Here is a 25,280-nt window from a genome sequence, read left to right as displayed (position 1 = left end):
CGCGCTCCGCGCGCGCTAGGCTTCTCAGCGATGTCCGACCCCACTACAGGCGCGCCAGGCAGCACGCCATTCGTCGAGATCGAGCGGGCCGCCTGGGCAGAACTCGCGCCAGCGACGAAGCTGCCGCTCTCCCAGGAGGAGATCGTTGGGCTCCGTGGCCTCGGCGACGCACTCGGCGTCGACGAGGTATCCGACGTCTACCTGCCGCTCAGCAGGCTCATCAACCTCTACGTCGTGGGCGCTCGCGAGCTGCACGCCGCGACGAGCGGCTTTCTCGGAGAACGCTCCCCTACAACACCCTTCGTGATCGGTGTCGCCGGTTCGGTCGCGGTGGGCAAGTCGACAATCGCCCGCCTCCTGCGAGTGCTTCTGGCCCGCTGGGAGTCGACGCCTCGCGTGGCACTCCTCACCACCGACGGGTTCCTGCATCCCAACGCCGAACTCGAGCGGCGGGGTCTCATGCAGCGCAAGGGATTCCCCGAGTCCTACGATCGCCGCAGCCTCCTGCGCTTCGTCACGCAGGTCAAGAGCGGCGTCGCCGAAGTGCGTGCCCCCGTCTACTCCCACCTCACCTACGACATCATCCCCGGGGCCGAGGTCGTCGTGCGGCGGCCCGACATCCTCATCGTCGAGGGGCTCAACGTGCTGCAGCCCCCGCAGCCCGGCCACACCCTCGCGCTCAGCGACCTCTTCGACTTCAGCATCTACGTGGATGCCCGCACGAACGACATCGCCCGCTGGTATGAAGAGCGCTTCCTCAAACTGCAGCGCGGGGCATTCGCCGATCCGGAGTCGTACTTCCACCGCTATGCGTCGCTCGACGAGCAGCAGGCGCGGGAGACAGCCTCAGGGATCTGGAACAGAATCAACCTGCCCAACCTGAGCGAGAACATCCTGCCGACACGCTCGCGCGCGACACTCGTGCTGCGCAAGGACGCCGATCACGCGGTGCAGAAGATACTGCTCCGCAAGATCTGAAGGCGGGTTCGGTAGCGCGGTTCGCTCGACGGCAATCGCGAAGACTCGCGCTAGTTCGCGAGTTGCTCGCGAACGACGGCAGCGAGTTCCTCAGCCGCCTGCTGCGCGGTCTCGTGATCGGCCGCCTCAACCATGACGCGCACCATCGGCTCCGTGCCGGAGGGGCGCAGGAGCACCCGGCCCGTTGAACCGAGGCGCTCCTCCCAGCCCGAGACAGCGGATGCGATGACGTCGTTGCCCTCGAGGGCAGTGCGGTCGACACCCTTCACATTGATCATGACCTGCGGGTACACGGTCATGACTGACGCGAGCTCCGCCAAGGACTTTCCGGTGCGAGTGACTTCGGCCGCCAGCTGGAGGCCCGTCAGGATGCCGTCGCCCGTCGTCGCGTGATCGCTCATGATGACGTGGCCGGACTGCTCGCCGCCCAGGTTGTACCCGTGCTCCTCCATTGCCTCAAGCACGTAGCGGTCGCCGACCGAGGTCAGCACCATCGAGATGCCGTTCTCCTCCATCGCCAGGCGCAGCCCAAGGTTGCTCATAACCGTGGCCACGAGCGTGTCGTGCTTGAGCAGGCCCCGCTCCTTGAGGGAGAGGGCGAGGATGGCCATGATCTGGTCGCCATCGACGATGGCGCCCGTGTGATCGACCGCGAGGCAGCGGTCCGCGTCGCCGTCGTGGGCGATGCCGAGGTCTGCCTCGTGGGCGACGACAGCCTCCGCGAGACGATCGATGTGGGTCGAACCGACACCGTCATTGATATTGAGGCCGTCGGGGTCGGCACCGATCACCGTGACGCGGGCACCGGCATCCGTGAACACCTGCGGCGAGACGCCGGATGCGGCGCCGTGAGCACAGTCGAGCACGATGTGCAGCCCGTCGAGCCGCGCGGGAAGCGTGGACAGGAGGTGCAGCACGTAGCGGTCCTCGGCGTCGGCGAAGCGACGGATGCGCCCCACCTCGACACCGGTCGGCGCAAGCTTGCGGCCCTTCTCATAGGCATCCGCAATGCGGTCCTCGACGATGTCTGGCAGCTTGACGCCACCCACCGCGAAGAGCTTGATGCCGTTGTCTTCGGCGGGATTGTGCGACGCCGAGATCATGACGCCGAAATCGGCTCGAATGTCCTCGATGAGGAATGCGGCAGCGGGCGTCGGGATGACCCCCGCGTCAAGCACGTCGACCCCCGAACTCGCGAACCCAGCGGCCACAGCGGCCGAGATGAATTCACCCGAGATTCGGGGGTCACGTGCCACCACCGCGACGGGACGACGGCCGGAAGCCCTGCGGCCGTCAGCGACTCGGCCCTTGCCGAGCACGACGGCCGCAGACTGTGCGATACCGAGAGCGAGTTCGACAGTCAGGTCGCGGTTAGCGAGACCCCGAACCCCGTCGGTACCGAACAGTCGAGCCATGCCTTTGTCCGTCGCCGGAACGGATTAGCGCTTGGAGAACTGCGACGCCTTGCGGGCCTTCTTGAGACCAGCCTTCTTGCGCTCGATGACGCGGGCGTCACGAGTGAGGAAGCCGGCCTTCTTGAGGGCGGGACGGTTGTTCTCACGGTCGATCTCGTTGAGCGAGCGGGCGATGGCGAGGCGGAGCGCACCGGCCTGGCCCGAGGGGCCACCGCCCGTGATCTTGGCCGTCACGTCGTAGCTGCCGAGGAGGTCAAGCACCTTGAACGGGTCGTTGATGAGCTGCTGGTGCAGCTTGTTGGGGAAGTAGTCCGCGAGCTCACGGCCGTTGACCGTGAAGCTGCCGCTGCCGGGGACGATGCGCACGCGGGCGATGGCCTGCTTGCGGCGGCCGACGGCTGCGCCAGCGACGTTGAGGATTGCACGGGGAGCCTTGGGAGCCTCCGACGCGGGGGTCTCGGTCGTGAAGCTCTCGGGAGCCTGCTCGATGGAGTCTGCGATCTTCGCCATAGTCTTCGAAATCCTTATTTCTTACGGCCGGCGCTACTGCGCGACCTGGCCGAGGGTGTAGGTCTTGGGCTGCTGGGCAGCGTGGGGGTGCTCCGGGCCCGAGTAGACCTTGAGCTTCGCGAGCTGGGCGCGACCGATCGAGTTCTTGGGGAGCATGCCGCGGATGGCCTTCTCAACCGCGCGCTCGGGGCGCGTCTCGAGGAGCTCCGCGTAGCTCGTGGCCTTGAGGCCGCCCGGGTAACCCGAGTGGCGGTAGGCCTTCTTCTGCGCGAGCTTGGAACCCGTCAGGGCGACCTTGTCTGCGTTGATGATGATGACGAAGTCACCCATGTCCATGTGGGGCGCGAAGGTCGGCTTGTGCTTGCCACGCAGGAGCGTCGCAGCGTGGCTGGCGAGGCGGCCCAGCACGACGTCGGTCGCGTCGATGACGAGCCATTCGCGCTTGACGTCAGCGGGCGTGGGAGAAAATGTGCGAGTCACAATAGTGCTGCTTTCTGATCGAGTGAGGTGTTCGTGAATCCCACTCCGGTGGCGGTTTTCACATCGATGACGTGAGAACAGGCCGGTGGAGGGCTCATGATCGGGCGTGGCGCACGAGACGCACACACCAAGGGGAAACTCTATCCCACGGGCATCCGTCGGTCAATTTCAGTTTCATCGCTCAGGGGTCGTTCATTGGCCCGATCGTCACGAGCCGAGACTCCTGAGTTGGCAAAGCGGGTGTCAGTCGAGCGGGTCGCGGCGGGCGCGCGTCTGCACGGCACGTGTGCCCAGCTCGTCATCGCTCGGGTAGCCGACCTCCACCAGCGTGAGTCCCTTCGCTGGCATGATCTTGAACTCGCTCCCGCGCACACGCTCCTCGAGGATCTCGCCGACCCTGGTCGCCGTGAGCGCCCCGCGCCCCGCCGAGACACAGGCGCCGACCAGCGAGCGCACCATGCTGTGGCAGAAGGCATCCGCCCGCACCTCCCCCACCAGCACGCCGTCGACATCGCGCCGCCACGAGAACTCCTGCAGGGTGCGCACGGTGGTCGCCCCCTCTTGCGGCGGGCGACAGTACGCGGCGAAGTCATGCAGGCCAAGAAGCTCGGCCGCCGCCTCATTCATGCGCGCCTCGTCGAGGGGCGCCGGGTACCAGACCGTGTTGTGGCGCAGGAGCGGGTTCCTCGGCACCGAGGAGTCTCCGACCCGATAGACGTAACGGCGCCACACGGGCGAGAACCGCGCGTCGAAGTCGGCGGGCGCGACGGTGCTGCGGAGCACGACGAAGTCACTGTCGAGGCCCGCGATGCCGTTGATGCGACGCGCCAGGGACTCCGGGCCGTCGGCCTCCGTGGCCCTGTTCGCCGCCGCCCCCTTCGAACCGGGCCTTCTCCTGAGCGAGAGGGCAGCCAGCTGTTCGGCCGTGAGGTCGACGTGGGCGACCTGGCCCGTTGCGTGCACGCCCGCATCCGTTCGGCCCGCAACGACCAGTCGGGGAACCGGAGGATGCCGCTTCAGGAGCACCTCGAGCGCCGCCTCGATCTCACCCTGCACCGTGCGCTGGCCGCGCTGCCTCGCCCAACCGCTGAAGCCCGAACCGTCGTAGGCAATGTCGAGACGGATGCGCGTGGTCGGCTCGCCGGCCTCCGTCGTCTGCGAATCCACAGGCCGAGTCTACGAGGCCCGGCTACCATCGATAGGCCATGACAGCGACACCCAGCACGACCGAGCCTGCCCTTCGCGGCACTCCGGCCGCCGGTCGCTTCACGGGCCTCGACGGGCTGCGCGCCGTCGCGGTGCTCGCCGTCATCGTCTACCACTTCATGCCCGTGGCACTCCCGGGTGGCTTTCTCGGCGTCGACATCTTCTTCGTCATCAGCGGCTTCCTGATCACCGCGCTGCTCCTGCGCGAACGAGAGCGGGACGGTCGCATCCACCTCGGGCGTTTCTGGCTTCGCCGCGCGCGACGGCTGCTCCCCGCGATCGGGCTGCTCGTCATCACCTGCGGCGGCATCGCGTGGCTGATCGGCGGAGACGTGCTCATCGGCCTCGGACTGCAGGTGCTCGGCGCGGCCACATTCAGCAGCAACTGGATCGCCGTCGCGGCAGGCCAGAGCTACTTCGACGACTCCACGCCCGAGCTCTTCAGGAACCTCTGGTCCCTCGCCGTCGAGGAGCAGTTCTACGTCGTCTGGCCGGCGTTACTGCTGGTGCTGCTGCTCGTGCCCGCGCGACGTCTTCGGATCGCCATCCTGCTTGCGCTCGCCGCTGCCTCCGCCCTCGGCATGGCGCTCACGGCTGACCCGGCGGGCGACGCGACCCGCGCCTACTTCGGCACCGACACGCACAGCTTCGGGCTCGCGCTGGGAGCCGCGCTCGCCTTCATCGCGCAGTCCAGGCCCGCCGGTCGCGCCGCGAAGGTCATCCAGGCGGCCGGTGTCACCTCACTCGGCCTCATCGTCGCCGCAGCCTTCGTGCTGCGTGACGACTCCGCGCTCACCTACCGCGGCGGTCTCGCCGTCGTCGCGGCACTCACTGCGCTCGTCATCCTTGCGGGAATCCAGCCCGCGTCACGCCTCGGTCGTGCGCTCGACATCCGGCCCCTCGCATGGATCGGTGAACGCTCCTACGGCCTCTACCTCTGGCACTGGCCCGCGCACGTGCTCACAGCCTCCGTCGTCACCGAGCTCGCCCCCGGCCCGGGCGCACCGTGGATCACGGCGGGAATCGCCCTCCTCGCGACGGTCATCGCCGCGCAGCTCTCCTACGCGCACCTTGAGCAACCGGTACGGAGGCTCGGCTTCCGCGGTGCGGCCCGAGCGGGGTGGCGTGCGCTGAGCGGATGGCGCGGCGCCGCCGTCGTCCCTGCAGGCACGGCAACCCGGCGCAGGGGCCGTGCCGTGGCGTTCGGTCTCGCAATCGCTTGCAGCATCGCCCTGACTGCTGGCACGATCGCGGGCATCGCGGCCGACCCCGGAACGGGTAGCGTGCAGCAGCAGATCCAGGCGGGCCAGGATGCGATCCGCGATGCCGCGACGCCGGCACCCCTTGCCCCCGGAGACGGCGGAGAGGGCGAAGCGGAGCCGCAGTCCGCGCCCGCGGAGATCCCGGGTGGCGACCAGATCACGGCGATCGGCGACTCCGTCATGCTCGCCTCAGCCGCTTCGATGCAGCAGGTGCTCCCCGGCATCGACATCGACGCCGCCGTCTCCCGGCAGTTCTCCAGCGCACCAGCACTCATCCGTGCGCATCTCGACGCGGGCACGCTGCGGCCCGTCGTGCTGCTCGGCCTCGGCACCAACGGCCCCGTCGACACTGAGACGCTCGCTGAAGTGCGCGAGCTGCTGGGCACCTCGCACCAGCTCGTGCTCGTCAACGTGCACGCGCCACGCTGGTGGACCGACGGGGTGAACTCGACACTCACCTCCTTCGCGCAGCAGTACCGCGATGTGGAACTCGCGAACTGGCGGGACTCCATCGCGCCCCAGCTGCGGCTCCTCGCGCGCGACCAGATCCACCCCGGTGATGCGGGCGGGCTCGTCTACGCTGCAGCCGTGCAGGATGCGCTGCAGCGCCTCGCCGAACTGCCGCCCGTCGTGGGACCACGCGACTACGGGCTCGCGCCGCAGCCGACCTAGGGCCGCCGGTCGGAGCCTGGCGCTGCAGGCGCGGAGCTCTCCAGCCGGGGGCCGCGGGCCCGCGGGCCCGGAATGACGAAGGCCCCGCTCGATGAGCGGGGCCTTCGTGAAGTACCTTGCGGAACTAGTTCTTCTGCTGGTTGCCCGAGCCCTCGGGGGCAGCGCCCTCGGGGGTACCGGCGGTCGCTTCGACGGCGGCCTCGTTGGTCGCCTCGACGGACGCCTCGTCGGCGGGAGCAGCGGTCTCCTCGACGGGGGTCTCGGTCGCGGGGGTCTCCTCCGTGACATCCGTCGTCTCGTCGGCCTGCTCGGCAGCGGGCTCCTCGACGGGCTTCTCAGCCTTGGCGGGCTTGTCGGCCTTGGGCTTCGGCTTGGCGTTGACGGGCTCAAGCACGAGCTCGATCTGCACCATCGACGCGTTGTCGCCCTTGCGGAAGCCGAGCTTCGTGATGCGGGTGTAGCCGCCCTCACGCTCAGCAACGAGCGGCGCGATCTCGGTGAAGAGTTCGTGCACGACGCTCTTGTCGCTGATCATTCCGAGAACACGACGGCGCGACGCGAGGTCTCCGCGCTTGGCGAACGTGATCATCCGCTCGGCGACGGGACGCAGGCGCTTGGCACGCATCTCGGTCGTCTTGATGCTCTTGTGCGTGAACAGCGACGCCGCGAGGTTGGCGAGCATGAGGCGCTCGTGCGCGGGTCCGCCGCCGAGGCGGGCACCCTTGGTGGGCTTAGGCATTTTCTAGATCTCCAGTATTCAAAAAAGGGCTGTCAAGCGAACGATCGGCGAGGTGCCGAGGCGACTAGTTGGCCTCGGGCTCGTCGTAGCCGCTGTAGAAGTGGGCACCGTCGAACCCGGGAACCGCGTCCTTCAGTGACAGGCCCATCTCGACGAGCTTGTCCTTGACCTCGTCCACCGACTTCTGGCCGAAGTTGCGGATGTTCATGAGCTGGGTCTCCGAAAGGGCGACCAGTTCACTCACGTTGTTGATGCCCTCGCGCTTGAGGCAGTTGTAGCTGCGCACAGACAGGTCGAGGTCTTCGATCGGCATGCTGAGCTCGGTCGACAGCACGGCGTCGACCGGCGCGGGGCCGATCTCGATGCCCTCAGCGGCCGAGTTGAGCTCGCGGGCGAGCCCGAAGAGCTCGGTCAGCGTGCGCCCGGCCGACGCGATGGCGTCGCGGGGGCTGATGGCGGGCTTCGTCTCCACGTCAACCACGAGGCGGTCGAAGTCGGTGCGCTCACCGGCACGCGTCGCCTCGACGCGGTAGGTGACCTTGAGCACGGGCGAGTAGATCGAGTCGATCGGAATCTGGCCGGCCTCGCTGAACTCGTTGCGGTTCTGCGTCGCCGAGACGTAGCCGCGGCCACGCTCGATCGTCAGCTCGAGCTCGAACTTCGCCTTGTCGTTGAGCGTGGCGATCAGCAGCTCAGGGTTGTGGATCTCCACGCCGGCGGGAGCCGAGATGTCGGCAGCCGTGACCTGGCCTGCACCCTGCTTGCGCAGGTAGGCGGTGATCGGCTCGTCGTGCTCGCTCGAGACCACGAGCTGCTTGATGTTGAGGATGATCTCGGTGACATCCTCCTTCACGCCCGCGACGGTGCTGAACTCGTGCAGCACGCCGTCGATGCGGATGCTCGTGACAGCAGCACCGGGGATCGACGAGAGGAGGGTGCGACGGAGGGAGTTTCCGAGGGTGTAGCCGAAGCCGGGCTCGAGCGGCTCGATCACGAAGCGTGAACGGAACTCGGAAATGTTCTCTTCGGAAAGAGTGGGGCGCTGTGCAATGAGCACGTGTATTCCTTTCGGCAAAGTGTCCGCTATTTGACACTGAGGCGTTAATAGGCGCTGCGGCGTTTCAACGGGTGGCTGGCCCGCCGGTGAAGCTTGTTGAGTTGTGGAAAGGCAGTGGGGCTGGGCAAGCGTTCAGGCCGGCCCAGCCCACAGACACGTTCTTAGACGCGACGACGCTTGGGCGGGCGGCATCCGTTGTGCGCCTGCGGCGTCACGTCGTTGATGCTGCCGACCTCGAGGCCAGCGGCCTGAAGCGAACGGATCGCCGTCTCACGACCCGATCCCGGTCCCTTCACGAACACGTCGACCTTCTTGACGCCGTGCTCCTGCGCCTGGCGGGCGGCCGACTCGGCCGACATCTGCGCGGCGTAGGGCGTCGACTTGCGCGAGCCCTTGAATCCGACGACGCCGGACGAGGACCAGCTGAGCACCGCACCCGTGGGGTCGGTGATCGTGACGATCGTGTTGTTGAAGGTCGACTTGATGTGGGCCTGACCCACGGCGACGTTCTTCTTCTCCTTGCGGCGCGGCTTGCGCGCTGCCGACTTCGGTGTAGCCAATGTCTTCTCCTAGAACCTTGTGTTGGGCGAAGCCGGAAGGCTTAGCGCGCCTTCTTCTTGCCGGCGACGGTGCGCTTCGGGCCCTTGCGGGTGCGAGCGTTCGTCTTCGTGCGCTGACCGTGAACGGGCAGGCCACGGCGGTGACGGATGCCCTGGTAGCTGCCGATCTCGACCTTGCGGCGGATGTCGGCGGCGACCTCGCGGCGGAGGTCACCCTCTACCTTGTAGTTGCCCTCGATGTAGTCACGAAGTGCGACGAGCTGGTCGTCGGTGAGGTCCTTGACGCGGATGTTGACATCGATACCGGTGGCCTCAAGCGCCTGAAGCGACTTGGTGCGGCCGACGCCGTAGATGTAGGTGAGTGCGACTTCAACGCGCTTGTCGCGCGGAATGTCTACGCCTGCTAGACGAGCCATGGTGGCTTCTCCTAATGAGTGGTGGAGGTCTGGAGCAGGACCTGTGCACCGGCCTCCAACCGGTGGTCTCCCCCGCGAGCGGGTTCTGGTGCTGCTCTTAGTGAATATTCAGTTGTGGGATCCGCTGGTTTCGACAGGCTCAACCGGCGGGCGCTGCTATTAGCCCTGGCGCTGCTTGTGACGCGGGTTCGACTTGCAGATGACCATCACGTTGCCGTGGCGACGGATGACCTTGCAGTGGTCACAGATGGGCTTGACGCTGGGGTTGACCTTCATGGTGATTCCTTGATCTCGCTGTCTTCGTACCCGCGGGATGCCGCGGGCCGTTACTTTCCAGCCGGATGCTGCACGAGCATCCGTTGTGCGTCACTACTTGTAGCGGTAGACGATCCGACCGCGGGTCAGGTCGTAGGGGCTCAGCTCCACGATCACGCGGTCCTCGGGGAGGATGCGGATGTAGTGCTGGCGCATCTTGCCCGAGATGTGGGCAAGCACCTTGTGACCGTTCGTCAGCTCAACGCGAAACATCGCGTTGGGCAGAGCCTCGATCACAGAGCCCTCGATTTCGATGACACCGTCTTTTTTGGCCATAGCCTCTTCGTCGCTAAAAGTATTGATTGCTGGTCATGCGGATTGTGGCGTAAGCCCCGCGTCAAACGCGGAAGTCGGGCACGCAGAAACGGCCCACAGACACCAAAGGTCAATCCTAGGTGATTACCGGGCGTTTCGCCAAGTCGGCGCTATACTCACGACCCGAGCTGCAGGCGACGGATGCCGCGGCTCACGGAATCGGCACGGGCATCACGCCGAGCGGCGCCAACGCTGCGGCACCGCCGTCATGCGCCGTCGTCACCCAGATGCCATTCGCATGCACGGCGACCGAGTGCTCCCAGTGGGCGGCGGCCGTGCCGTCCTCCGTCGCGATCGTCCAGTCGTCCTCGCGCACGAAGGTGTCGATGCCGCCGAGCGTGACCATGGGCTCGATTGCGACGCACAGCCCCGGCTTGACCGCCGGTCCCTTGTCGCGAACGCGGTAGTTGAACACCGTCGGCGCCTCGTGCATGGATCGGCCGATGCCGTGGCCCACATAGTCCTCGAGAATGCCGAAATCGCCCTGTGAGTCGATGTAGTCCTCGATTGCCGAGCCGACCTCGTTGAGGTGCTTCGCCCTGGCAAGCGCGGCGATGCCGTGCCAGAGGGAGGCCTCCGTGACATCCGAAAGCCGCTGTCGCTCGGCCACGAGCTCGGGACGGTTGGGGTCGGGGATCACGACCGTGATGGCCGAGTCGCCGTTCCATCCGTTGACCTGCGCGCCGCAGTCGATCGAGACGATGTCTCCCGGCTCCAGCACTCGGTCACCGGGGATCCCATGCACGACATCCTCGTTGACGGAGGAGCAGATCGTGTGGCGATAGCCCGGGACGAGGGCGAAGTTCGGCTCTCCGCCCCCGGCACGGATGACAGACTCGGCGATCGCGTCGAGTTCGATCGTCGTCACGCCGGGCACGATGCGTTCGCGAACGGCATCGAGCGCCCTCGCCGTCAGGACCCCGGGCACAACCATGCCCCGAAGGTCGGCTGCGCTCTTGTAGATGCCTTTGCGCACGTTACTGCACGGCGAGGGGACGGATGCCGCGGGAGGCAAGCCCGTCGAAGATGCGCTCCGTCACGACGTCGACCTCGCCGAGGCCATCGACCTCGACAAGCAGGTTGCGGGATCTGTACACGTCGATCAGCGGCCGCGTTTCGCGGGCGTAGACCTCCTGGCGGTGACGGATCGACTCCTCAGAGTCATCCGCGCGTCCCTGCTCGACGGCACGCTTGCGCAGGCGGGCAACGACCTCGTCCTGGTCGGCGACGAGCTGGATGACGGCGTCGAGCGAGTGGCCCTTGCCCTCGAGGAGTTCGTCGAGGTAGGCGACCTGGTCGAGCGTGCGGGGGTACCCGTCGAGCAGGAAGCCCTCACGGGCGTCGTCCTCCTCGATGCGGCTCGCGACGAGCGCATTGGTCAGTGAGTCGGGTACGTAGTCTCCCGCGTCAACGATCGCCTTGACCTCGACACCGAGCGGCGTCTGGCGAGCGATGTTGTCGCGGAAGATGTCGCCGGTCGAGATCGCCGGGATGCCGAAGCGAGCCGTGAGGCGCGCTGCCTGGGTTCCCTTGCCGGCACCGGGAGGGCCGACGATCAGGAGGCGGGCGTTGGAGTGCGCTGGGGTAAGCGTCATCGAAGCAGTCCTTCGTAGTGTCGCTGCTGCAGCTGGGAGTCGATCTGCTTGACCGTCTCGAGGCCGACCCCGACGATGATCAGGATGCTCGCGCCACCGAACGGGAAGTTCTGGTTGGCGCCCACAGTTGCGAGAGCGATGAGCGGGATGAGGGCGACGAGTCCGAGGTACAGCGAGCCCGGGAGGGTCACTCGGGTGAGCACGTAGTCGAGGTACTCGGCGGTGGGACGGCCGGCCCGGATCCCGGGAATGAAGCCGCCGTACTTCTTCATGTTGTCGGCAACTTCTTCGGGGTTGAAGGTGATTGCGACGTAAAAGTAGGTGAAACCGATGATGAGCAAGAAGTAGATCGCCATGTACAGCGGGTTGTCGCCCGAGGTCAGGTTGTCCTGGACCCAAGTGACCCACGGTGCGGGCAGTTCGCCGTTCGCCGGCTGGTTGAACTGCGCGACGAGCGCCGGCAGGTAGAGCAGCGACGAAGCGAAGATGACGGGGATGACGCCCGCCATGTTGACCTTGATGGGGATGTAGGTGTTGTTGCCGCCATAGGTGCGACGACCCACCATGCGCTTCGCGTACTGCACGGGGATGCGGCGCTGCGACTGCTCGACGAAGACGACGGCGCCCATGATCAGGATGCCCACGGCGATGACCATGAGGAAGGTCTCGAAGTTGCGGGCCACCGCGATGCTCCAGAGCGCCGCGGGGAAGGTCGCCGCGATCGAGACGAAGATCAGGAGCGACATGCCGTTGCCGATGCCGCGCTCGGTGATGAGCTCGCCCATCCACATGATGAGGCCGGTGCCAGCGGTCATCGTGATGACCATGAGGAGGATCGCGTACCACGCCTCATTGGTGATGAGCGACTGGCACTCGGGGGCACCGGTGGCGCCGAAGAGCGTGCCACTGCGCGCGACCGTGATGAGGGTGGTCGACTGCAGTACGCCGAGCGCGATCGTGAGGTAGCGCGTGTACTGCGTCAGGGTCGACTGGCCCGACTGGCCCTCCTTGTGGAGGGTCTCGAAGTGTGGGATGACGACGCGCAGCAGCTGCACGATGATCGACGCGGTGATGTAGGGCATGATGCCCAGCGCGAAGACCGAGAGTTGGAGGAGGGCGCCACCGCTGAAGAGGTTGACGAGCTCGTAGAGACCGGCAGGGCCGGTGTTGGCTGCGAGGCAGCTCTGCACGTTCGCGTAGTCCACGAACGGCGAGGGGATGAAGGATCCCAGCCGGAAGAGTGCAACGATGCCGAGCGTGAAGCCGATCTTGCGCCGCAGGTCAGGCGTGCGAAAAATGCGCGCGATAGCTCTGAACACGAAGCCTCCAGTTGTGCTTATGGGTGAGCCGGTCGGGTGGCCCCTTGAGCAGGGGCCACCCGAGTCGACTACTTGACGGAGCCGCCCGCTGCGACGATCTTCGACTCTGCCGAGCTGGAGACCTTGTCCACTGCAACGTTCAGCTTAACCGTAATGTCACCCTGCCCGAGAACCTTGACCTTCTCGTTCTTGCGCACGGCACCCTTCGCGACGAGGTCGCTGACGGTGACGTCTCCACCCTGGGGGTAGAGCTGCGCGAGCTTCTCAAGGTTCACGACCTGGTACTCGACGCGGAACGGGTTCTTGAACCCGCGCAGCTTCGGAGCACGCATGATGCTGTTGAGGTTGCCACCCTCGAGGCCGACGCGCACCTGGTAGCGGGCCTTGGTGCCCTTGGTGCCACGTCCGGCCGTCTTGCCCTTGGAGCCCTCACCGCGGCCGACGCGAGTCTTGGCAGTCTTGGACCCGGGGGCGGGACGGAGGTGGTGCATCTTCAGCACCTGCGGACGCGCCTCCTCGGCGGGGGCGGCAGCCTTCTTCGCAGGAGCCTTCTTGGCGGGCGCCTTCTCAGCGGCAGCGTCAGACGCTGCAGCCTTCGCCGGAGCCTTCTTGGCGGGAGCCTTGTCGGCAGCGGCCTTGGCAGGTGCCTTCTCAGCAGCCTTGGCGGGAGCCTTCTCAGCAGCAGCCTTCTTGGCCGGAGCCTTCTTGGCCGGAGCCTTGTCAGCGGCCTTCGCTGCGTCCTTCTTGGGGGCAGCCTTCTCGGCGGCCGGAGCCTTGGTCGAATCCGCCTTCGCGGTCGACTTCTTCTCTTCAGCCATTAGTCAATCTCCTCGACCTTCACCAGGTGAGCGACCTTGCGGACGTATCCGCGGTTCTGCGCATTGTCCTCACGGACGACAGTGTCGTTGATCCGCTTGAGGCCAAGGCTGCGAAGCGTGTCGCGCTGGTCCTGCTTCTCGCTAATTTTGGACTTGATCTGGGTTACCTTGAGGCGAGCCATCAGGCACCTGCCTTTGCTGACGTAGCTGCGGCCTTCGCCGAGGCTGCCTGGATACGGAGGATCTGCTCGGGCACGACATCCTCGATCGAGAGTCCACGGCGAGCTGCGACAGCGCTGGGCTCCTCGAGCTGCTTCAGCGCCGTGACGGTCGCGTGCACGATGTTGATCGTGTTCGACGAACCGAGCGACTTGCTGAGGACGTCGTGGATGCCGGCGCACTCGAGTACGGCGCGGACGGGACCGCCAGCGATAACACCGGTACCTGCCGCAGCGGGACGGAGGAGCACGACGCCTGCGGCGGCCTCACCCTGCACGGGGTGCGGGATCGATTTGCCGACGCGGGGGACGCGGAAGAAGTTCTTCTTCGCCTCCTCGACGCCCTTCGAGATCGCGGTCGGGACCTCGCGGGCCTTGCCGTAGCCGACACCGACGAGTCCGTTGCCGTCACCCACGACCACGAGGGCCGTGAAGCTGAAGCGACGGCCACCCTTGACGACCTTCGACACGCGGTTGATCGTGACGACGCGCTCCAGGAACTGGCTCTTGTCGGAGTCACGCGCACCGCGCTGCTGGTTGGGGTTGCGCTCGCGACCGCCACGGCGGGCCTCGCGAGGCTCATTGCGGTTGGACTCCGTGCCTGCGGCAGTCTCCACCGGCGCCTCGGCTACTTCAGCCACAGCCTGCTCCTTGTTCGTTGTGTTCTCAGTGCTCACAGGTTCAGCCCAGCCTCTCGAGCGCCGTCAGCGATCGCCGCGACACGTCCGGCGTAGCGGTTGCCGCCACGGTCGAAGACGACGTCAGCGACGCCAGCCTGCTTCGCACGCTCTGCGACGAGCTCGCCGACCTTGCGGGCCTTGGCGGTCTTGTCGCCGTCGAAGCTGCGGAGGTCTGCCTCCATGGTCGACGCAGAAGCGACCGTGTGGCCCTTGCTGTCGTCGACGACCTGGACGAAGACGTGACGCGCAGAGCGCGTGACGACGAGACGGGGACGTGCCTCCGTACCGACGATCTTCTTGCGAAGACGTGCGTGTCGACGGCTCTTTGCGGCCGACTTGCTCTTGCCTCGTGTTCCGAGAGCCATGGTTACTTACCAGCCTTTCCGGCCTTGCGGCGGACGACCTCGCCCGCATAGCGCACACCCTTGCCCTTGTAGGGCTCAGGCTTGCGAATCTTGCGAATGTTGGCGGCGACCTCACCGACCTGCTGCTTGTCGATACCGGCAACCGTGACCTTGTTGTTGCCCTCGACCGAGAAGGTGATGCCAGCAGGCGGGTCGACCGTGACGGGGTGCGAGAAGCCGAGGGCGAACTCGAGCGAGGAGCCCTTCTGCGCCACGCGGTAACCCGTACCCACGATCTCGAGGCCCTTGGTGTAGCCCTGCGTCACGCCGATGATGTTGTTGGCGATCAGCGTGCGGGTCAGGCCGTGGAGCGAACGCGACTCGCGCTCGTCGTCGGGACGGGTCACTACGACCTGGTTTTCCTCGACCTTGACCTCGATGGGGCTCGCAACGGAGAGCGAGAGCTCACCCTTGGGGCCCTTGACGATGACGGCCGAGTTCTCGACCTTGATGTCGACACCCGAGGGGATGTCGATCGGCAGACGTCCGATTCGTGACATGACGGATCACCACACGTAGGCGAGGACTTCCCCACCCACGCCCTTACTTGTTGCCTGGCGGTCCGTGAGGAGGCCAGAGGAGGTCGACAGGATGGCCACACCGAGTCCACCGAGAACACGGGGGATCTCAGTCGACTTCGCGTAGACCCGGAGACCGGGCTTGGAGACGCGCTTAATGCCAGCGATGGAGCGCTCGCGGTTGGGGCCGTACTTCAGCTCCAGGGTGAGGGTCTGCCCGACGCGGGCATCCTCGACCTTCCACCCGCTGATGTAGCCCTCCTTCTGGAGGATCTCTGCGATGTGGGTCTTGAGCTTGCTGCTCGGCATCGACACGGTGTCGTGGTGCGCCGAGTTGGCGTTACGCAGTCTGGTCAGCATGTCTGCGACCGGATCTGTCATTGTCATGTGTTTTTATTCCTTGTCTCGGCCGGTTTCGACATCCGTTACACGAATGCCGACCCTGCCGATCGTGCCGGAGGACGGATGCCCCCAGCGGTGTGGGGTGTTACTAGGCCTTTGCCTCGTCGGACTTGAACGGGAACCCGAGGGCCTTGAGGAGGGCGCGGCCCTCATCGTCGTTCTTCGCCGTCGTGACGATGGTGATGTCGAAGCCGCGAACGCGGTCGATCTTGTCCTGGTCGATCTCGTGGAACATCGACTGCTCGTTGAGACCGAAGGTGTAGTTGCCGTTGCCGTCGAACTGCTTGGGGCTCAGGCCGCGGAAGTCACGGATACGCGGAAGCGCAAGCGTGATGAGGCGGTCGAGGAACTCCCAGGCACGATCGCCGCGAAGCGTCACGTGGGCGCCGATGGGCTGGCCCTCGCGAAGCTTGAACTGCGCGATCGACTTGCGGGCGGCCGTGATCTGCGGCTTCTGGCCGGTGATCGCGATGAGGTCCTTGACCGCACCGTCGATGATCTTGCCGTCACGCGCAGCCTCACCGACGCCGGTGTTGACAACGATCTTCACGAGGCCGGGGACCTGGTGCGGGTTAGTGAACCCGAACTGCTCGGTCAGCTGCTTCGAGATCTCGCTGCGGTACTTGAGCTTGAGGCGGGGCTGGATTTTGCCAGCCACTGCGGTGTCAGTCATTACAGGTCCTTACCTGACTTCTTGGCGTAGCGCACGCGGACGGACTTGCCGTCTGCGTTCGTCTCCACACGGTGGCCGACGCGGGTCGGCTTCTTGGTTTCGGGGTCGACCAGCGCGACGTTCGAGATGTGAAGCGGAGCCTCGTGCGTCTCGATGCCGCCGGTCTTGGTGCCGCGCTGGGTCTGGCCGACGCGAACGTGCTTCGTGACGAGGTTCACACCCTCGACGACGACGCGGTTCTTCTCGACGATGACCTCGAGCACACGGCCCTGCTTGCCACGGTCTCCGCCGCGCGCCTGGGTGCGGCCCGTGATCACCTGGACGAGGTCGCCCTTCTTGATCTTCGCCATGACTAAATAACCTCCGGTGCCAGCGAGACGATCTTCATGAACTTCTTGTCACGAAGCTCACGACCGACCGGCCCGAAGATGCGGGTACCGCGGGGGTCCCCGTCAGCCTTCAGGATGACCGCTGCGTTCTCGTCGAACTTGATGTACGAGCCGTCGGGACGGCGCGTCTCCTTCTTGGTGCGAACGATGACCGCCTTGACGACGTCACCCTTCTTCACGTTGCCGCCGGGGATTGCATCCTTGACCGTCGCGACGATGACGTCGCCGAGGCCGGCATAGCGACGGCCGGAGCCGCCGAGGACGCGAATCGTGAGCAGCGTCTTGGCGCCCGTGTTGTCGGCGACCTTGACCCTTGATTCCTGCTGAAGCATGTGTCTGTGTCCTTAATTCCTAAGTAGACCGCGAAAGGGCTACTTGGCCTTCTCGAGGATCTCGACCAGGCGCCAGCGCTTGGTGGCGCTCAGCGGACGGGTCTCGCTGATAACGACGAGGTCGCCGATGCCGGCCGAGTTGGTCTCGTCGTGAACCTTGCGCTTCTCGGTGCGGCGGATGACCTTGCCGTAGAGCGGGTGCTTCACGCGGTCCTCGACCTCGACGACGATGGTCTTGTCCATCTTGTCGGAGACGACGTAGCCACGCTGCGTCTTGCGGTAGCCGCGGACGACGGCCGGGGCGGTCGCCTTCTCTTCTGCCTTAGCCATTACTTGGACTCCTCGGTCTTCTCGGCCTCGGGAGCCGCGTCAGCAGCATCCTTCTTCGCCTTGGTCTTCTTCTCTGCCTTGGCAGGAGCCTCAACCGGGGCGGGGGTGGCACGGATGCCCAGCTCGCGCTCACGGATGACCGTGTAGATGCGAGCGATGTCGCGCTTGACGGCGCGCAGGCGTCCGTGGCTCTCGAGCTGGCCCGTGGCCGACTGGAACCGCAGGTTGAAGAGCTCTTCCTTGGCCTTCTTGAGCTCGTCGACGAGTCGCTCGTCTTCGAATGTGTCGAGCTCGCTGCTTGCGAGCTCCTTGGAACCGATCGCCATTATGCGTCGCCCTCCTCGCGCTTGATGATGCGCGCCTTCAGTGGAAGCTTGTGGATTGCACGGGTGAGTGCCTCGCGGGCGAGCGTCTCGTTGACGCCAGCGACCTCGAAGAGCACGCGGCCCGGCTTGACGTTGGCGACCCACCACTCGGGCGAACCCTTACCGGAACCCATTCGAGTTTCGGCCGGCTTCTTGGTCAGCGGGCGGTCGGGGTAGATGTTGATCCACACCTTTCCACCACGCTTGATGTGACGGGTCATGGCGATACGAGCAGCCTCGATCTGGCGGTTCGTGACATACGCCGGCGTGATCGCCTGGATGCCGAACTCGCCGAAGGTCACCTTCGTGCCACCGGTGGCGTGACCGCTGCGGCTCGGGTGGTGCTGCTTGCGGAACTTGACCTTACGTGGGATCAACATTGTTATGCCTCAACTCCTGCTGCGACGGGCGCCTCAGCCTTGGGAGCAGCGCCGCGACGCGGACGGTCACGGTCACCGCGCTCGGGGCGCGACGACTTCTGGTTCGCCTGCTCGCGGGCGAGTTCCTTGTTGGTGATGTCACCCTTGTAGATCCACACCTTGACGCCGATGCGACCAAAGGTGGTGCGGGCCTCGTAGAAGCCGTAGTCGATGTTCGCGCGAAGCGTGTGCAGCGGCACACGACCCTCGCGGTAGAACTCCGAACGGCTCATCTCGGCGCCGCCAAGACGACCGGACACCTGGATGCGGACACCCTTGGCGCCGGCGCGCTGGGCACCCTGGAGGCCCTTGCGCATGGCGCGACGGAACGCGACACGGGCGCTGAGCTGCTCAGCGATGCCCTGGGCGACGAGCTGTGCCTCGGCCTCGGGGTTCTTGACCTCGAGGATGTTGAGCTGGATCTGCTTCTTCGTGAGCTTCTCGAGGTCGCCACGGATGCGCTCGGCCTCCGCGCCACGACGACCGATGACGATGCCCGGGCGTGCCGTGTGGATGTCCACGCGGACGCGGTCACGGGTGCGCTCGATCTCGATGCGGGCGACGCCGGCACGGTCGAGGCTCGTCTTCAGCATGTTGCGGATGCGAACGTCCTCAGCAACGTAGTCGCTGTAACGCTGGCCCGGCTTGGTGCTGTCGGCGAACCACCGCGACACGTGGTCAGTGGTGATTCCCAGACGGAAACCGTAGGGATTTACTTTCTGGCCCATTACTTCTTCCCTGCCTTCGCAGTCGTCTTCTTCGCGTCGGCCTCGTCAGGCGTGGCCAGCACAACGGTGATGTGGCTGGTGCGCTTGAGGACCTGGAACGCACGTCCCTGCGCACGCGGCTGGAACCGCTTGAGCGTGGTGCCCTCGTCGACGTAGGCCTGGCTGATGTACAGGTCCTGCTCGTCGAGGAAGCTGTTGCTGGCATCCGCCTTGACCCGTGCGTTAGCGATCGCCGAGGCGACCAGCTTGTACACGGGCTCGCTCGCACCCTGGGGGGCGAACTTGAGGATGGCCAGGGCCTCGTGGGCCTGCTTGCCGCGGATCATGTTGACGACACGACGAGCCTTCATAGGGGTCACGCGGATGTGTCGCACGCGGGCGATCGACTCCACCATTTCTCTACCTCCTTCACCACCGCGATTAGCGGCGGCGACCCTTCTTGTCGTCCTTCACGTGTCCACGGAAGGTGCGGGTGGGAGCAAACTCTCCGAGCTTGTGCCCAACCATGGTCTCGGTGACGAACACCGGGATGTGCTTGCGACCGTCGTGCACCGCGATCGTGTGGCCGAGCATGGCCGGCACGATCATTGAGCGGCGCGACCAGGTCTTGATCACGTTCTTGCTGTTGGCCTCGTTCTGCGCGGCGACCTTGCGGAAAAGGTGCTCGTCGACGAAGGGGCCCTTTTTAAGACTGCGTGGCATTTTCTACCCTTTGTTCCTTTTCCTGGGCTACTTGCGCTTCTTGCCGACGTTGCGGCGACGAACGATGAGCTTGTCGCTCTCGCGGTTGGGCTTGCGGGTGCGGCCCTCGGACTGGCCCCAGGGGCTGACCGGGTGACGACCACCGGAGGTCTTGCCCTCACCACCACCGTGCGGGTGATCGACGGGGTTCATCGCGACACCACGGACAGTCGGGCGGACGCCCTTCCAGCGCATACGGCCGGCCTTGCCCCAGTTGATATTCGACTGCTCGGCATTGCCGACCTCGCCGATCGTCGCGCGGCAGCGGGCATCCACGTTGCGAATCTCACCGGAGGGCATACGCAGCTGGGCGTAGGGGCCGTCCTTGGCGACGAGACGCACGGAGGAACCAGCCGAGCGGGCGATCTTCGCGCCGCCACCGGGCTTGAGCTCGATGGCGTGGATGACGGTACCCACGGGGATGTTCTTGAGCGGGAGGTTGTTGCCCGGCTTGATGTCAGCGCCGGCACCCGACTCGACGATGTCGCCCTGCTTCAGCTTCTCGGGCGCGATGATGTAGCGCTTCGTGCCGTCGAAGTAGTGCAGGAGCGCGATGCGCGCCGTGCGGTTGGGGTCGTACTCGATGTGCGCGACCTTGGCGTTGATGCCGTCCTTGTCATTGCGACGGAAGTCGATAACGCGGTACTGACGCTTGTGGCCACCACCGATGTGACGCGTGGTGATGCGTCCGGCATTGTTGCGGCCACCGGTCTTCGGCAGCGGACGGAGCAGCGACTTCTCGGGCGTCGAGCGGGTGATCTCAGCGAAGTCTGCGACCGAAGAACCGCGACGACCGGGGGTCGTGGGCTTGTACTTGCGAATTGCCATTGGTTATTCCTCTGCTCCCTAGCCGACAGCCGTGAAGATGTCGATGGAACCGGACTTGAGCGTCACGATCGCGCGCTTGGTGTTCTTGCGCTTGCCCATACCGAACTTGGTACGACGCGTCTTGCCCTGGCGGTTGAGCGTGTTGATGGACTCGACCTGCACGCCGAAGATCTTCTCGATCGCGAGCTTGATCTCGGTCTTGTTCGAGCGGGGGTCCACCTCGAAGGTGTACTTGCCCTGGTCGATCAGGCCGTAGCTCTTCTCAGAGACGACGGGCGCGATGATGACGTCGCGCGGGTCCTTGTATGTGGCGCTCATGCGCTCACCTCTTCCTTCTCGGCCTTGGGCGCGGTGAATGCGTCGAAGGCGCCCTTGGTGAAGACGATGTCATCGCTCACGAGCACGTCGTAGGCGTTGAGCTGGTCGTAGGGAAGCACGTGAACGGTCGGGATGTTCCGAACGCTCTTGTAGCTGATCTCGTCGCCGCGCTCGAGCACGATGAGCACGTGCTTGCTGGTGGCGATGTCGGCGAGAAGTGCCACGACCGACTTGGTCGAGGGCACGTCACCGAGGGCGAGGGACTCCACGACGTGAAGGCGACCACCGCGGGCGCGGTCGGAGAGCGCTCCGCGAAGCGCTGCAGCGATCATCTTCTTGGGGGTGCGCTGCGCGTAGTCGCGCGGCACCGGTCCGTGCACGATGCCACCACCGCGGTGCTGCGGCATGCGGATCGAGCCCTGACGGGCGCGGCCCGTGCCCTTCTGCTTGAAGGGCTTCGAGCCGGAACCCGAGACCTCGCCGCGACCCTTGGTCTTGTGCGTGCCCTGGCGGGCGGCGGCGCGCTGGGCGACGACGACCTGGTGGATGAGCGGAACGTTGGTCTGCACGTCGAACGTGTCAGCGGGAAGGTCGACCGTGCCGACCTTCTTGCCCTTCACGTCGATGACGTCGATTGCGGTAGCCATGAAGCTCAGGCTCCCTTCACTGCGTTGCGAACGAAAACGATGCGGCCACGAGCGCCGGGAACGGCACCCTTGACGAGCAGCAGGCCCTTCTCAGCGTCGACTGCCTGGACCGTGAGGCCCTGGACGGTCACGCGGTCGCCACCCATGCGGCCCGCCATGCGCATGCCCTTGAAGACACGGCTGGGGGTCGAGGAGGCGCCGATGGAGCCCGGCTTGCGGTGGTTGCGGTGCGCACCGTGCGACGCCGAGACACCGGCGAAGTTGTGGCGCTTCATGACACCGGCGAAGCCCTTGCCCTTGCTGGTGCCGACGACGTCGACCTTCTGGCCGGCCTCGAACATGTCGACCGTGAGCTCCTGGCCGAGCGAGTACTCGGAAGCGTCGGAGGTGCGGATCTCGGTGAGGTGGCGGCGCGGCGTGACGCCGGCCTTGTCGAAGTGACCGGTCGCGGGCTTGTTGGCCTTGCGCGGGTCGATCTGGCCGTAGGCGATCTGGACAGCCTCGTAGCCGTCAACCTCGGGGGTGCGGACCTGCGTCACGACGTTGGGCGTGATCTCGATGACGGTCACGGGAATGAGCTTGTTGTTCGCATCCCAGACCTGGGTCATGCCGAGCTTCTTGCCCAGCAGGCCCTTTCGGGTCGTAGTAGTAGCCATGGTGATCCTTACAGCTTGATCTCGATGTTGACGTCGGCCGGCAGGTCGAGACGCATGAGCGAGTCGACAGCCTTCGGAGTCGGGTCAATGATGTCGATCAGGCGCTTGTGAGTGCGCTTCTCGAAGTGCTCGCGCGCGTCCTTGTACTTGTGAGGAGAGCGGATCACGACGACCACGTTCTTCTCCGTAGGAAGGGGCACCGGCCCGACAACCGTCGCGCCCGCACGGGTCACCGTGTCGACGATCTTGCGCGCCGAGCTGTCGATGACCTCGTGGTCATACGACTTAAGTCGGATGCGGATCTTCTGTCCCGCCATGTCTGACTCTCTCTCTTTAGTACCAAGTGCGCTTGTTCCACGCACACGCTGCGGAGCACTTCTGCTGTCGCACCACTGTTTTCATGTCAAACGCCGTGGCTCTTGACCACGGCACCGTGTCGACTCCCGAGCTCAGGCGCAAGCCTTTGCGGGCACACGGGTATCCGCGTGTTCATCGAGTGTCGATTAAGCTTTGTCCTGCTACCCGCGGCCTAGATGCCCCCGGGGGGCGAATCTATGCACTGCCTGGCAGTGATCCCAGCCCCGGTCGATCGTGCACCGGGCGGAAATGTTGAACTAGAAGAGTTTGCCACATTCCCCACCCACCTGCAACCCGGGCGTGTCGCGCTGGCGCGATGCCCAAGGCATGCTCAGGAAAGCAACTCCAGCAGCTGTGATTCGGCGGAGTTCACACGTTCCGGGTCGATCGTCGCACCGCGTTCGAAACGGTCAATCACGCGCGGGTCGATGTAGCTCTTGCGGGCGATCGTGGGCGTATTCCCGAGCACTTCGGCCGCGGCATCCGCTGCTCGCTTGATTGCCCTGGCGCGCGCCCTGGCCGAGGCCTGCGGGCCAGACTGCGCGAGGCTGACCGCGGCAGCGATCGTGCCGTGGAGTGTGCGGAAGTCCTTCGCGGTGAAGTCGCCGCCCGTGCGGCGCCGCACGTCCGCGTTGATCTCCTCGGGCGAGAGCGGATGCCACGCCTCACCGTCGAACCAGGCGAGCAGTCGCTCGTCTCCCCCGCGGCGCTTGAGCACGCGGAGGAGCCGCGCGAGGTCTGGGTCCTGGATGGACGACGACCATTCGATGCCACCCTTGGCGGGAAACTCCAGCGTCACGACACCATCGGAAGCGACCCGGGCGTGCCTTCCCAGCAGCGTCGACAAGCCGTGGCTGCCATTGGCCTCGACGTACTGCTCGGAGCCGACTCGCAAGCTCCCCCGGTCGAGCATCCGGAAGGCGCCCGCCAGTACGCGCTCTCGCGAGGCGCCGTCCCCGCGGAGGTCCATCGTGACCTGTCGCCGCGCAGGACTGAGCGCGCCCGCGAGTTCCAGTGCGCGGTCGAACTTGACGCGGTCCTTCTGTTCGCGCCACTGCGGGTGGTACAGGTACTGGCGACGGCCTGCGGCATCCACCCCCGTCGCCTGGATGTGGCCGTTGGGATAGCGACAGATCCACACCTCGGTCCAGGCGGGAGGGATCGCGAGCTGCTCGATGCGCAGCCGGGTGGCGCCGTCGATCGGCAGGCCGGCGCTGTCGCGGTAAGAGAAGCCCTTGCCCCTGCGCCGACGCGTGATGCCGGAAGACGCGGTGTTCGAGCGGCGGAGGCGGGGCATGCCCCGAACGTACGCCAGTGACGCGAATGCGAACAGACGCCGAACATGCAGAAAGGCCCGCGACCGAAGTCGCGGGCCCTTCCGAGAGGTAACCGGAGTTACTTGACGATCTTCGTCACCTTGCCGGCGCCGACGGTGCGGCCACCCTCACGGATGGCGAAGCCGAGGCCCTCCTCCATGGCGATCGGCTGGATCAGCTCGACCGTCATGTCGGTGGTGTCGCCGGGCATGACCATCTCAGTGCCCTCGGGCAGCTGGATGACGCCGGTGACGTCGGTGGTGCGGAAGTAGAACTGCGGACGGTAGTTCGCGTAGAACGGGTTGTGACGGCCACCCTCATCCTTGGAGAGGATGTAGGCGGTGCCCTCGAACACGGTGTGCGGCGTAACCGAACCGGGCTTGACGACAACCTGACCGCGCTCAACGTCTTCGCGCTTGGTGCCGCGGAGAAGCAGACCACAGTTCTCGCCGGCCCAGGCCTCGTCGAGCTGCTTGTGGAACATCTCGATACCCGTGACCGTGGTCTTCTGCGTCGGGCGGATGCCGACGATCTCGACCTCGGAGTTGATCGCAAGCGTGCCACGCTCGGCGCGACCCGTCACGACGGTGCCACGACCGGTGATCGTGAAGACGTCCTCAATAGGCATGAGGAACGGCTTGTCACGGTCACGCTCGGGGTCGGGGATGTTGTCGTCAGCAGCCTGCATGAGGTCAACGATGGCCTGAGCCCACTTCTCGTCGCCCTCAAGCGCCTTCAGCGCCGAGACGCGGATGACGGGAGCGTTGTCTCCGTCGAAGCCCTGGCTGGAGAGAAGCTCGCGAACCTCGAGCTCAACGAGCTCCAGGATCTCCTCGTCCTCAACCATGTCGGACTTGTTGAGCGCGACCATGAGGTAGGGAACACCAACCTGACGGGCGAGCAGCACGTGCTCACGCGTCTGGGCCATGGGGCCGTCGGTGGCGGCGACCACGAGGATCGCGCCGTCCATCTGGGCCGCACCCGTGATCATGTTCTTGACGTAGTCGGCGTGGCCGGGGGCGTCAACGTGCGCGTAGTGGCGCTTGGGGGTCTCGTACTCGATGTGCGAGATGTTGATCGTGATGCCGCGCTGGCGCTCTTCCGGCGCCGAGTCAATCGACGCAAAGTCACGCTGCACGTTGGTCGCCGACGGGTACTTGTCAGCGAGAACCTTCGAGATCGCAGCCGACAGCGTGGTCTTGCCGTGGTCGACGTGACCGATCGTTCCGATGTTGACGTGCGGCTTGGTCCGCTCGAACTTGGCCTTAGCCACTATGGTCCTCCTCAGGACAATGGTGCAGG

37 protein-coding genes are annotated in these 25,280 nt (G+C 65.7%); 2 read left to right on the top strand and 35 right to left on the bottom strand.

What is annotated here, in order from left to right; all coding sequences use genetic code 11:
* Window positions 1–30: 30 nt before the first annotated feature.
* A complete protein-coding gene (gene coaA, locus FVA74_RS02930) occupies window positions 31–978 on the top strand; it encodes a type I pantothenate kinase (protein ID WP_147720290.1) in 948 nt (315 codons plus the stop codon).
* 50 nt (window positions 979–1,028) lie between these two features.
* On the opposite strand, the gene glmM is transcribed toward coaA, so the two are convergent.
* From glmM to truA, 4 genes are all read right to left on the bottom strand, one after another.
* Window positions 1,029–2,393, bottom strand: a complete 1,365-nt coding sequence (glmM, locus tag FVA74_RS02925) for a phosphoglucosamine mutase (protein WP_147720289.1) — start codon at window positions 2,391–2,393, stop codon at window positions 1,029–1,031.
* Window positions 2,394–2,417: 24 nt separating this feature from the next.
* Window positions 2,418–2,903 carry a 30S ribosomal protein S9 gene (rpsI, locus tag FVA74_RS02920; RefSeq protein WP_147720288.1) on the bottom strand — a complete coding sequence of 162 codons (486 nt, stop codon included), beginning with the start codon at window positions 2,901–2,903 and terminating at the stop codon, window positions 2,418–2,420.
* A gap of 33 nt (window positions 2,904–2,936) precedes the next feature.
* Complete coding sequence (gene rplM, locus FVA74_RS02915) at window positions 2,937–3,383, bottom strand: 50S ribosomal protein L13 (protein ID WP_147720287.1); 447 nt, start codon at window positions 3,381–3,383, stop codon at window positions 2,937–2,939.
* Between the two features lie 243 nt (window positions 3,384–3,626).
* Window positions 3,627–4,550 carry a tRNA pseudouridine(38-40) synthase TruA gene (gene truA / locus FVA74_RS02910; RefSeq protein WP_147720286.1) on the bottom strand — a complete coding sequence of 308 codons (924 nt, stop codon included), beginning with the start codon at window positions 4,548–4,550 and terminating at the stop codon, window positions 3,627–3,629.
* A 38-nt stretch (window positions 4,551–4,588) separates the two neighbouring features.
* Here truA and FVA74_RS02905 point away from each other — a divergent pair, with 38 nt between their 5' ends.
* Complete coding sequence (locus FVA74_RS02905; RefSeq protein ID WP_147720285.1) at window positions 4,589–6,523, top strand: acyltransferase family protein; 1,935 nt, start codon at window positions 4,589–4,591, stop codon at window positions 6,521–6,523.
* A gap of 124 nt (window positions 6,524–6,647) precedes the next feature.
* Here FVA74_RS02905 and rplQ read toward each other — a convergent pair whose 3' ends face one another.
* From rplQ to tuf, 31 genes are all read right to left on the bottom strand, one after another.
* Window positions 6,648–7,262: a 50S ribosomal protein L17 gene (gene rplQ / locus FVA74_RS02900; RefSeq protein ID WP_147720284.1), complete on the bottom strand. Its 615-nt coding sequence runs from the start codon at window positions 7,260–7,262 to the stop codon at window positions 6,648–6,650.
* Between the two features lie 64 nt (window positions 7,263–7,326).
* On the bottom strand, window positions 7,327–8,319 hold the full coding sequence (locus FVA74_RS02895) for a DNA-directed RNA polymerase subunit alpha (RefSeq protein WP_147720283.1): 993 nt from the start codon (window positions 8,317–8,319) through the stop codon (window positions 7,327–7,329).
* 161 nt (window positions 8,320–8,480) lie between these two features.
* Window positions 8,481–8,879 carry a 30S ribosomal protein S11 gene (gene rpsK / locus FVA74_RS02890; protein ID WP_108517781.1) on the bottom strand — a complete coding sequence of 133 codons (399 nt, stop codon included), beginning with the start codon at window positions 8,877–8,879 and terminating at the stop codon, window positions 8,481–8,483.
* A gap of 41 nt (window positions 8,880–8,920) precedes the next feature.
* A complete protein-coding gene (rpsM, locus tag FVA74_RS02885) occupies window positions 8,921–9,295 on the bottom strand; it encodes a 30S ribosomal protein S13 (RefSeq protein ID WP_108517783.1) in 375 nt (124 codons plus the stop codon).
* A 159-nt stretch (window positions 9,296–9,454) separates the two neighbouring features.
* Window positions 9,455–9,571 (bottom strand): 50S ribosomal protein L36, encoded by a 117-nt coding sequence (gene rpmJ, locus FVA74_RS02880; RefSeq protein WP_022893853.1) that lies wholly within the window; start codon window positions 9,569–9,571, stop codon window positions 9,455–9,457.
* A 93-nt stretch (window positions 9,572–9,664) separates the two neighbouring features.
* Entirely contained in the window at window positions 9,665–9,886 is a 222-nt protein-coding gene (gene infA, locus FVA74_RS02875; protein WP_011186713.1) for a translation initiation factor IF-1, read from the bottom strand.
* Window positions 9,887–10,076: 190 nt separating this feature from the next.
* Window positions 10,077–10,901: a type I methionyl aminopeptidase gene (gene map / locus FVA74_RS02870; RefSeq protein ID WP_255471422.1), complete on the bottom strand. Its 825-nt coding sequence runs from the start codon at window positions 10,899–10,901 to the stop codon at window positions 10,077–10,079.
* 1 nt (window position 10,902) lies between these two features.
* Window positions 10,903–11,520, bottom strand: coding sequence for an adenylate kinase (locus FVA74_RS02865; protein WP_147720281.1), 618 nt, complete (start codon window positions 11,518–11,520; stop codon window positions 10,903–10,905).
* Window positions 11,517–12,839, bottom strand: a complete 1,323-nt coding sequence (gene secY, locus FVA74_RS02860; RefSeq protein WP_147720280.1) for a preprotein translocase subunit SecY — start codon at window positions 12,837–12,839, stop codon at window positions 11,517–11,519. Before secY ends, FVA74_RS02865 begins: the two co-directional genes overlap by 4 nt.
* Window positions 12,840–12,907: 68 nt before the next feature.
* On the bottom strand, window positions 12,908–13,657 hold the full coding sequence (gene rplO, locus FVA74_RS02855; protein ID WP_147720279.1) for a 50S ribosomal protein L15: 750 nt from the start codon (window positions 13,655–13,657) through the stop codon (window positions 12,908–12,910).
* Window positions 13,657–13,839 (bottom strand): 50S ribosomal protein L30, encoded by a 183-nt coding sequence (gene rpmD, locus FVA74_RS02850; protein ID WP_187266457.1) that lies wholly within the window; start codon window positions 13,837–13,839, stop codon window positions 13,657–13,659. Before rpmD ends, rplO begins: the two co-directional genes overlap by 1 nt.
* Window positions 13,839–14,552, bottom strand: a complete 714-nt coding sequence (gene rpsE, locus FVA74_RS02845; RefSeq protein ID WP_147720278.1) for a 30S ribosomal protein S5 — start codon at window positions 14,550–14,552, stop codon at window positions 13,839–13,841. The genes rpmD and rpsE overlap by 1 nt, the downstream gene beginning before the upstream one ends.
* Window positions 14,549–14,920: a 50S ribosomal protein L18 gene (gene rplR / locus FVA74_RS02840; protein WP_147720277.1), complete on the bottom strand. Its 372-nt coding sequence runs from the start codon at window positions 14,918–14,920 to the stop codon at window positions 14,549–14,551. The genes rpsE and rplR overlap by 4 nt, the downstream gene beginning before the upstream one ends.
* Before the next feature lie 2 nt (window positions 14,921–14,922).
* Window positions 14,923–15,459, bottom strand: coding sequence for a 50S ribosomal protein L6 (gene rplF, locus FVA74_RS02835; RefSeq protein ID WP_147720276.1), 537 nt, complete (start codon window positions 15,457–15,459; stop codon window positions 14,923–14,925).
* Between the two features lie 6 nt (window positions 15,460–15,465).
* Window positions 15,466–15,864, bottom strand: a complete 399-nt coding sequence (gene rpsH, locus FVA74_RS02830) for a 30S ribosomal protein S8 (protein WP_147720275.1) — start codon at window positions 15,862–15,864, stop codon at window positions 15,466–15,468.
* A 103-nt stretch (window positions 15,865–15,967) separates the two neighbouring features.
* On the bottom strand, window positions 15,968–16,552 hold the full coding sequence (gene rplE / locus FVA74_RS02825; RefSeq protein WP_147720274.1) for a 50S ribosomal protein L5: 585 nt from the start codon (window positions 16,550–16,552) through the stop codon (window positions 15,968–15,970).
* On the bottom strand, window positions 16,552–16,902 hold the full coding sequence (gene rplX / locus FVA74_RS02820) for a 50S ribosomal protein L24 (RefSeq protein ID WP_147720273.1): 351 nt from the start codon (window positions 16,900–16,902) through the stop codon (window positions 16,552–16,554). Before rplX ends, rplE begins: the two co-directional genes overlap by 1 nt.
* A 2-nt stretch (window positions 16,903–16,904) precedes the next feature.
* The gene (rplN, locus tag FVA74_RS02815) at window positions 16,905–17,273 is read right to left on the bottom strand and encodes a 50S ribosomal protein L14 (RefSeq protein ID WP_147720272.1); all 369 of its coding nucleotides are present in this window, start codon (window positions 17,271–17,273) and stop codon (window positions 16,905–16,907) included.
* 39 nt (window positions 17,274–17,312) lie between these two features.
* Window positions 17,313–17,603 (bottom strand): 30S ribosomal protein S17, encoded by a 291-nt coding sequence (rpsQ, locus tag FVA74_RS02810; RefSeq protein WP_147720271.1) that lies wholly within the window; start codon window positions 17,601–17,603, stop codon window positions 17,313–17,315.
* Window positions 17,603–17,929 carry a 50S ribosomal protein L29 gene (rpmC, locus tag FVA74_RS02805; RefSeq protein ID WP_147720270.1) on the bottom strand — a complete coding sequence of 109 codons (327 nt, stop codon included), beginning with the start codon at window positions 17,927–17,929 and terminating at the stop codon, window positions 17,603–17,605. Before rpmC ends, rpsQ begins: the two co-directional genes overlap by 1 nt.
* Entirely contained in the window at window positions 17,929–18,348 is a 420-nt protein-coding gene (gene rplP, locus FVA74_RS02800) for a 50S ribosomal protein L16 (RefSeq protein WP_147720269.1), read from the bottom strand. Before rplP ends, rpmC begins: the two co-directional genes overlap by 1 nt.
* A gap of 2 nt (window positions 18,349–18,350) precedes the next feature.
* A complete protein-coding gene (gene rpsC / locus FVA74_RS02795) occupies window positions 18,351–19,115 on the bottom strand; it encodes a 30S ribosomal protein S3 (RefSeq protein WP_147720268.1) in 765 nt (254 codons plus the stop codon).
* The gene (gene rplV / locus FVA74_RS02790; RefSeq protein ID WP_147720267.1) at window positions 19,115–19,510 is read right to left on the bottom strand and encodes a 50S ribosomal protein L22; all 396 of its coding nucleotides are present in this window, start codon (window positions 19,508–19,510) and stop codon (window positions 19,115–19,117) included. The genes rpsC and rplV overlap by 1 nt, the downstream gene beginning before the upstream one ends.
* Window positions 19,511–19,535: 25 nt before the next feature.
* The gene (gene rpsS / locus FVA74_RS02785; protein WP_147720266.1) at window positions 19,536–19,817 is read right to left on the bottom strand and encodes a 30S ribosomal protein S19; all 282 of its coding nucleotides are present in this window, start codon (window positions 19,815–19,817) and stop codon (window positions 19,536–19,538) included.
* 27 nt (window positions 19,818–19,844) lie between these two features.
* Window positions 19,845–20,684 (bottom strand): 50S ribosomal protein L2, encoded by an 840-nt coding sequence (rplB, locus tag FVA74_RS02780; RefSeq protein WP_147720265.1) that lies wholly within the window; start codon window positions 20,682–20,684, stop codon window positions 19,845–19,847.
* Window positions 20,685–20,702: 18 nt separating this feature from the next.
* The gene (gene rplW, locus FVA74_RS02775; protein ID WP_147720264.1) at window positions 20,703–21,002 is read right to left on the bottom strand and encodes a 50S ribosomal protein L23; all 300 of its coding nucleotides are present in this window, start codon (window positions 21,000–21,002) and stop codon (window positions 20,703–20,705) included.
* Window positions 20,999–21,649 carry a 50S ribosomal protein L4 gene (gene rplD, locus FVA74_RS02770; protein ID WP_147720263.1) on the bottom strand — a complete coding sequence of 217 codons (651 nt, stop codon included), beginning with the start codon at window positions 21,647–21,649 and terminating at the stop codon, window positions 20,999–21,001. Before rplD ends, rplW begins: the two co-directional genes overlap by 4 nt.
* Window positions 21,650–21,654: 5 nt before the next feature.
* Window positions 21,655–22,305 (bottom strand): 50S ribosomal protein L3, encoded by a 651-nt coding sequence (rplC, locus tag FVA74_RS02765; protein WP_147720262.1) that lies wholly within the window; start codon window positions 22,303–22,305, stop codon window positions 21,655–21,657.
* A gap of 8 nt (window positions 22,306–22,313) precedes the next feature.
* Window positions 22,314–22,622, bottom strand: a complete 309-nt coding sequence (gene rpsJ / locus FVA74_RS02760; RefSeq protein ID WP_147720261.1) for a 30S ribosomal protein S10 — start codon at window positions 22,620–22,622, stop codon at window positions 22,314–22,316.
* A 371-nt stretch (window positions 22,623–22,993) separates the two neighbouring features.
* Window positions 22,994–23,959, bottom strand: a complete 966-nt coding sequence (locus tag FVA74_RS02755) for a DNA topoisomerase IB (protein WP_147720260.1) — start codon at window positions 23,957–23,959, stop codon at window positions 22,994–22,996.
* 98 nt (window positions 23,960–24,057) lie between these two features.
* A complete protein-coding gene (gene tuf, locus FVA74_RS02750; RefSeq protein WP_147720259.1) occupies window positions 24,058–25,251 on the bottom strand; it encodes an elongation factor Tu in 1,194 nt (397 codons plus the stop codon).
* Between the last annotated feature and the right edge of the window lie 29 nt (window positions 25,252–25,280).

Origin of the sequence: Salinibacterium sp. dk2585, assembly GCF_008001035.1 — a bacterium.
In the GTDB taxonomy this organism is placed as follows: Bacteria; Actinomycetota; Actinomycetes; order Actinomycetales; family Microbacteriaceae; genus Homoserinimonas.
This window is presented reverse-complemented; position numbering and strand designations above follow the sequence as displayed.

Excerpts from the sequence above, each read along its gene's own strand:
- FVA74_RS02905 (WP_147720285.1), top strand. The coding sequence starts at position 4,589 with ATGACAGCGACACCCAGCACGACCGAGCCTGCCCTTCGCGGCACTCCG.
- rpsH (WP_147720275.1), bottom strand. The coding sequence starts at position 15,864 with ATGACAATGACAGATCCGGTCGCAGACATGCTGACCAGACTGCGTAAC.
- rpsC (WP_147720268.1), bottom strand. The coding sequence starts at position 19,115 with ATGGGCCAGAAAGTAAATCCCTACGGTTTCCGTCTGGGAATCACCACT.
- rplW (WP_147720264.1), bottom strand. The coding sequence starts at position 21,002 with ATGAGCGCCACATACAAGGACCCGCGCGACGTCATCATCGCGCCCGTC.
- FVA74_RS02755 (WP_147720260.1), bottom strand. The coding sequence starts at position 23,959 with ATGCCCCGCCTCCGCCGCTCGAACACCGCGTCTTCCGGCATCACGCGT.
- rplB (WP_147720265.1), bottom strand. The coding sequence starts at position 20,684 with ATGGCAATTCGCAAGTACAAGCCCACGACCCCCGGTCGTCGCGGTTCT.
- rpmC (WP_147720270.1), bottom strand. The coding sequence starts at position 17,929 with ATGGCGATCGGTTCCAAGGAGCTCGCAAGCAGCGAGCTCGACACATTC.
- rpmJ (WP_022893853.1), bottom strand. The coding sequence starts at position 9,571 with ATGAAGGTCAACCCCAGCGTCAAGCCCATCTGTGACCACTGCAAGGTC.
- rplQ (WP_147720284.1), bottom strand. The coding sequence starts at position 7,262 with ATGCCTAAGCCCACCAAGGGTGCCCGCCTCGGCGGCGGACCCGCGCAC.
- rpsM (WP_108517783.1), bottom strand. The coding sequence starts at position 9,295 with ATGGCTCGTCTAGCAGGCGTAGACATTCCGCGCGACAAGCGCGTTGAA.
- glmM (WP_147720289.1), bottom strand. The coding sequence starts at position 2,393 with ATGGCTCGACTGTTCGGTACCGACGGGGTTCGGGGTCTCGCTAACCGC.
- rplN (WP_147720272.1), bottom strand. The coding sequence starts at position 17,273 with ATGCTTCAGCAGGAATCAAGGGTCAAGGTCGCCGACAACACGGGCGCC.
- infA (WP_011186713.1), bottom strand. The coding sequence starts at position 9,886 with ATGGCCAAAAAAGACGGTGTCATCGAAATCGAGGGCTCTGTGATCGAG.
- rpsI (WP_147720288.1), bottom strand. The coding sequence starts at position 2,903 with ATGGCGAAGATCGCAGACTCCATCGAGCAGGCTCCCGAGAGCTTCACG.
- rplE (WP_147720274.1), bottom strand. The coding sequence starts at position 16,552 with ATGACTGACACCGCAGTGGCTGGCAAAATCCAGCCCCGCCTCAAGCTC.
- rplF (WP_147720276.1), bottom strand. The coding sequence starts at position 15,459 with ATGTCACGAATCGGACGTCTGCCGATCGACATCCCCTCGGGTGTCGAC.
- rpmD (WP_187266457.1), bottom strand. The coding sequence starts at position 13,839 with ATGGCTCGCCTCAAGGTAACCCAGATCAAGTCCAAAATTAGCGAGAAG.
- rplO (WP_147720279.1), bottom strand. The coding sequence starts at position 13,657 with ATGGCTGAAGAGAAGAAGTCGACCGCGAAGGCGGATTCGACCAAGGCT.
- rpsJ (WP_147720261.1), bottom strand. The coding sequence starts at position 22,622 with ATGGCGGGACAGAAGATCCGCATCCGACTTAAGTCGTATGACCACGAG.
- coaA (WP_147720290.1), top strand. The coding sequence starts at position 31 with ATGTCCGACCCCACTACAGGCGCGCCAGGCAGCACGCCATTCGTCGAG.
- FVA74_RS02865 (WP_147720281.1), bottom strand. The coding sequence starts at position 11,520 with ATGACGCTTACCCCAGCGCACTCCAACGCCCGCCTCCTGATCGTCGGC.
- rpsQ (WP_147720271.1), bottom strand. The coding sequence starts at position 17,603 with ATGGCTAAGGCAGAAGAGAAGGCGACCGCCCCGGCCGTCGTCCGCGGC.
- rplV (WP_147720267.1), bottom strand. The coding sequence starts at position 19,510 with ATGGTGGAGTCGATCGCCCGCGTGCGACACATCCGCGTGACCCCTATG.
- rplP (WP_147720269.1), bottom strand. The coding sequence starts at position 18,348 with ATGTTGATCCCACGTAAGGTCAAGTTCCGCAAGCAGCACCACCCGAGC.
- rpsS (WP_147720266.1), bottom strand. The coding sequence starts at position 19,817 with ATGCCACGCAGTCTTAAAAAGGGCCCCTTCGTCGACGAGCACCTTTTC.
- rplD (WP_147720263.1), bottom strand. The coding sequence starts at position 21,649 with ATGGCTACCGCAATCGACGTCATCGACGTGAAGGGCAAGAAGGTCGGC.
- rplC (WP_147720262.1), bottom strand. The coding sequence starts at position 22,305 with ATGGCTACTACTACGACCCGAAAGGGCCTGCTGGGCAAGAAGCTCGGC.
- rplR (WP_147720277.1), bottom strand. The coding sequence starts at position 14,920 with ATGGCTCTCGGAACACGAGGCAAGAGCAAGTCGGCCGCAAAGAGCCGT.
- rplX (WP_147720273.1), bottom strand. The coding sequence starts at position 16,902 with ATGGCGAAGATCAAGAAGGGCGACCTCGTCCAGGTGATCACGGGCCGC.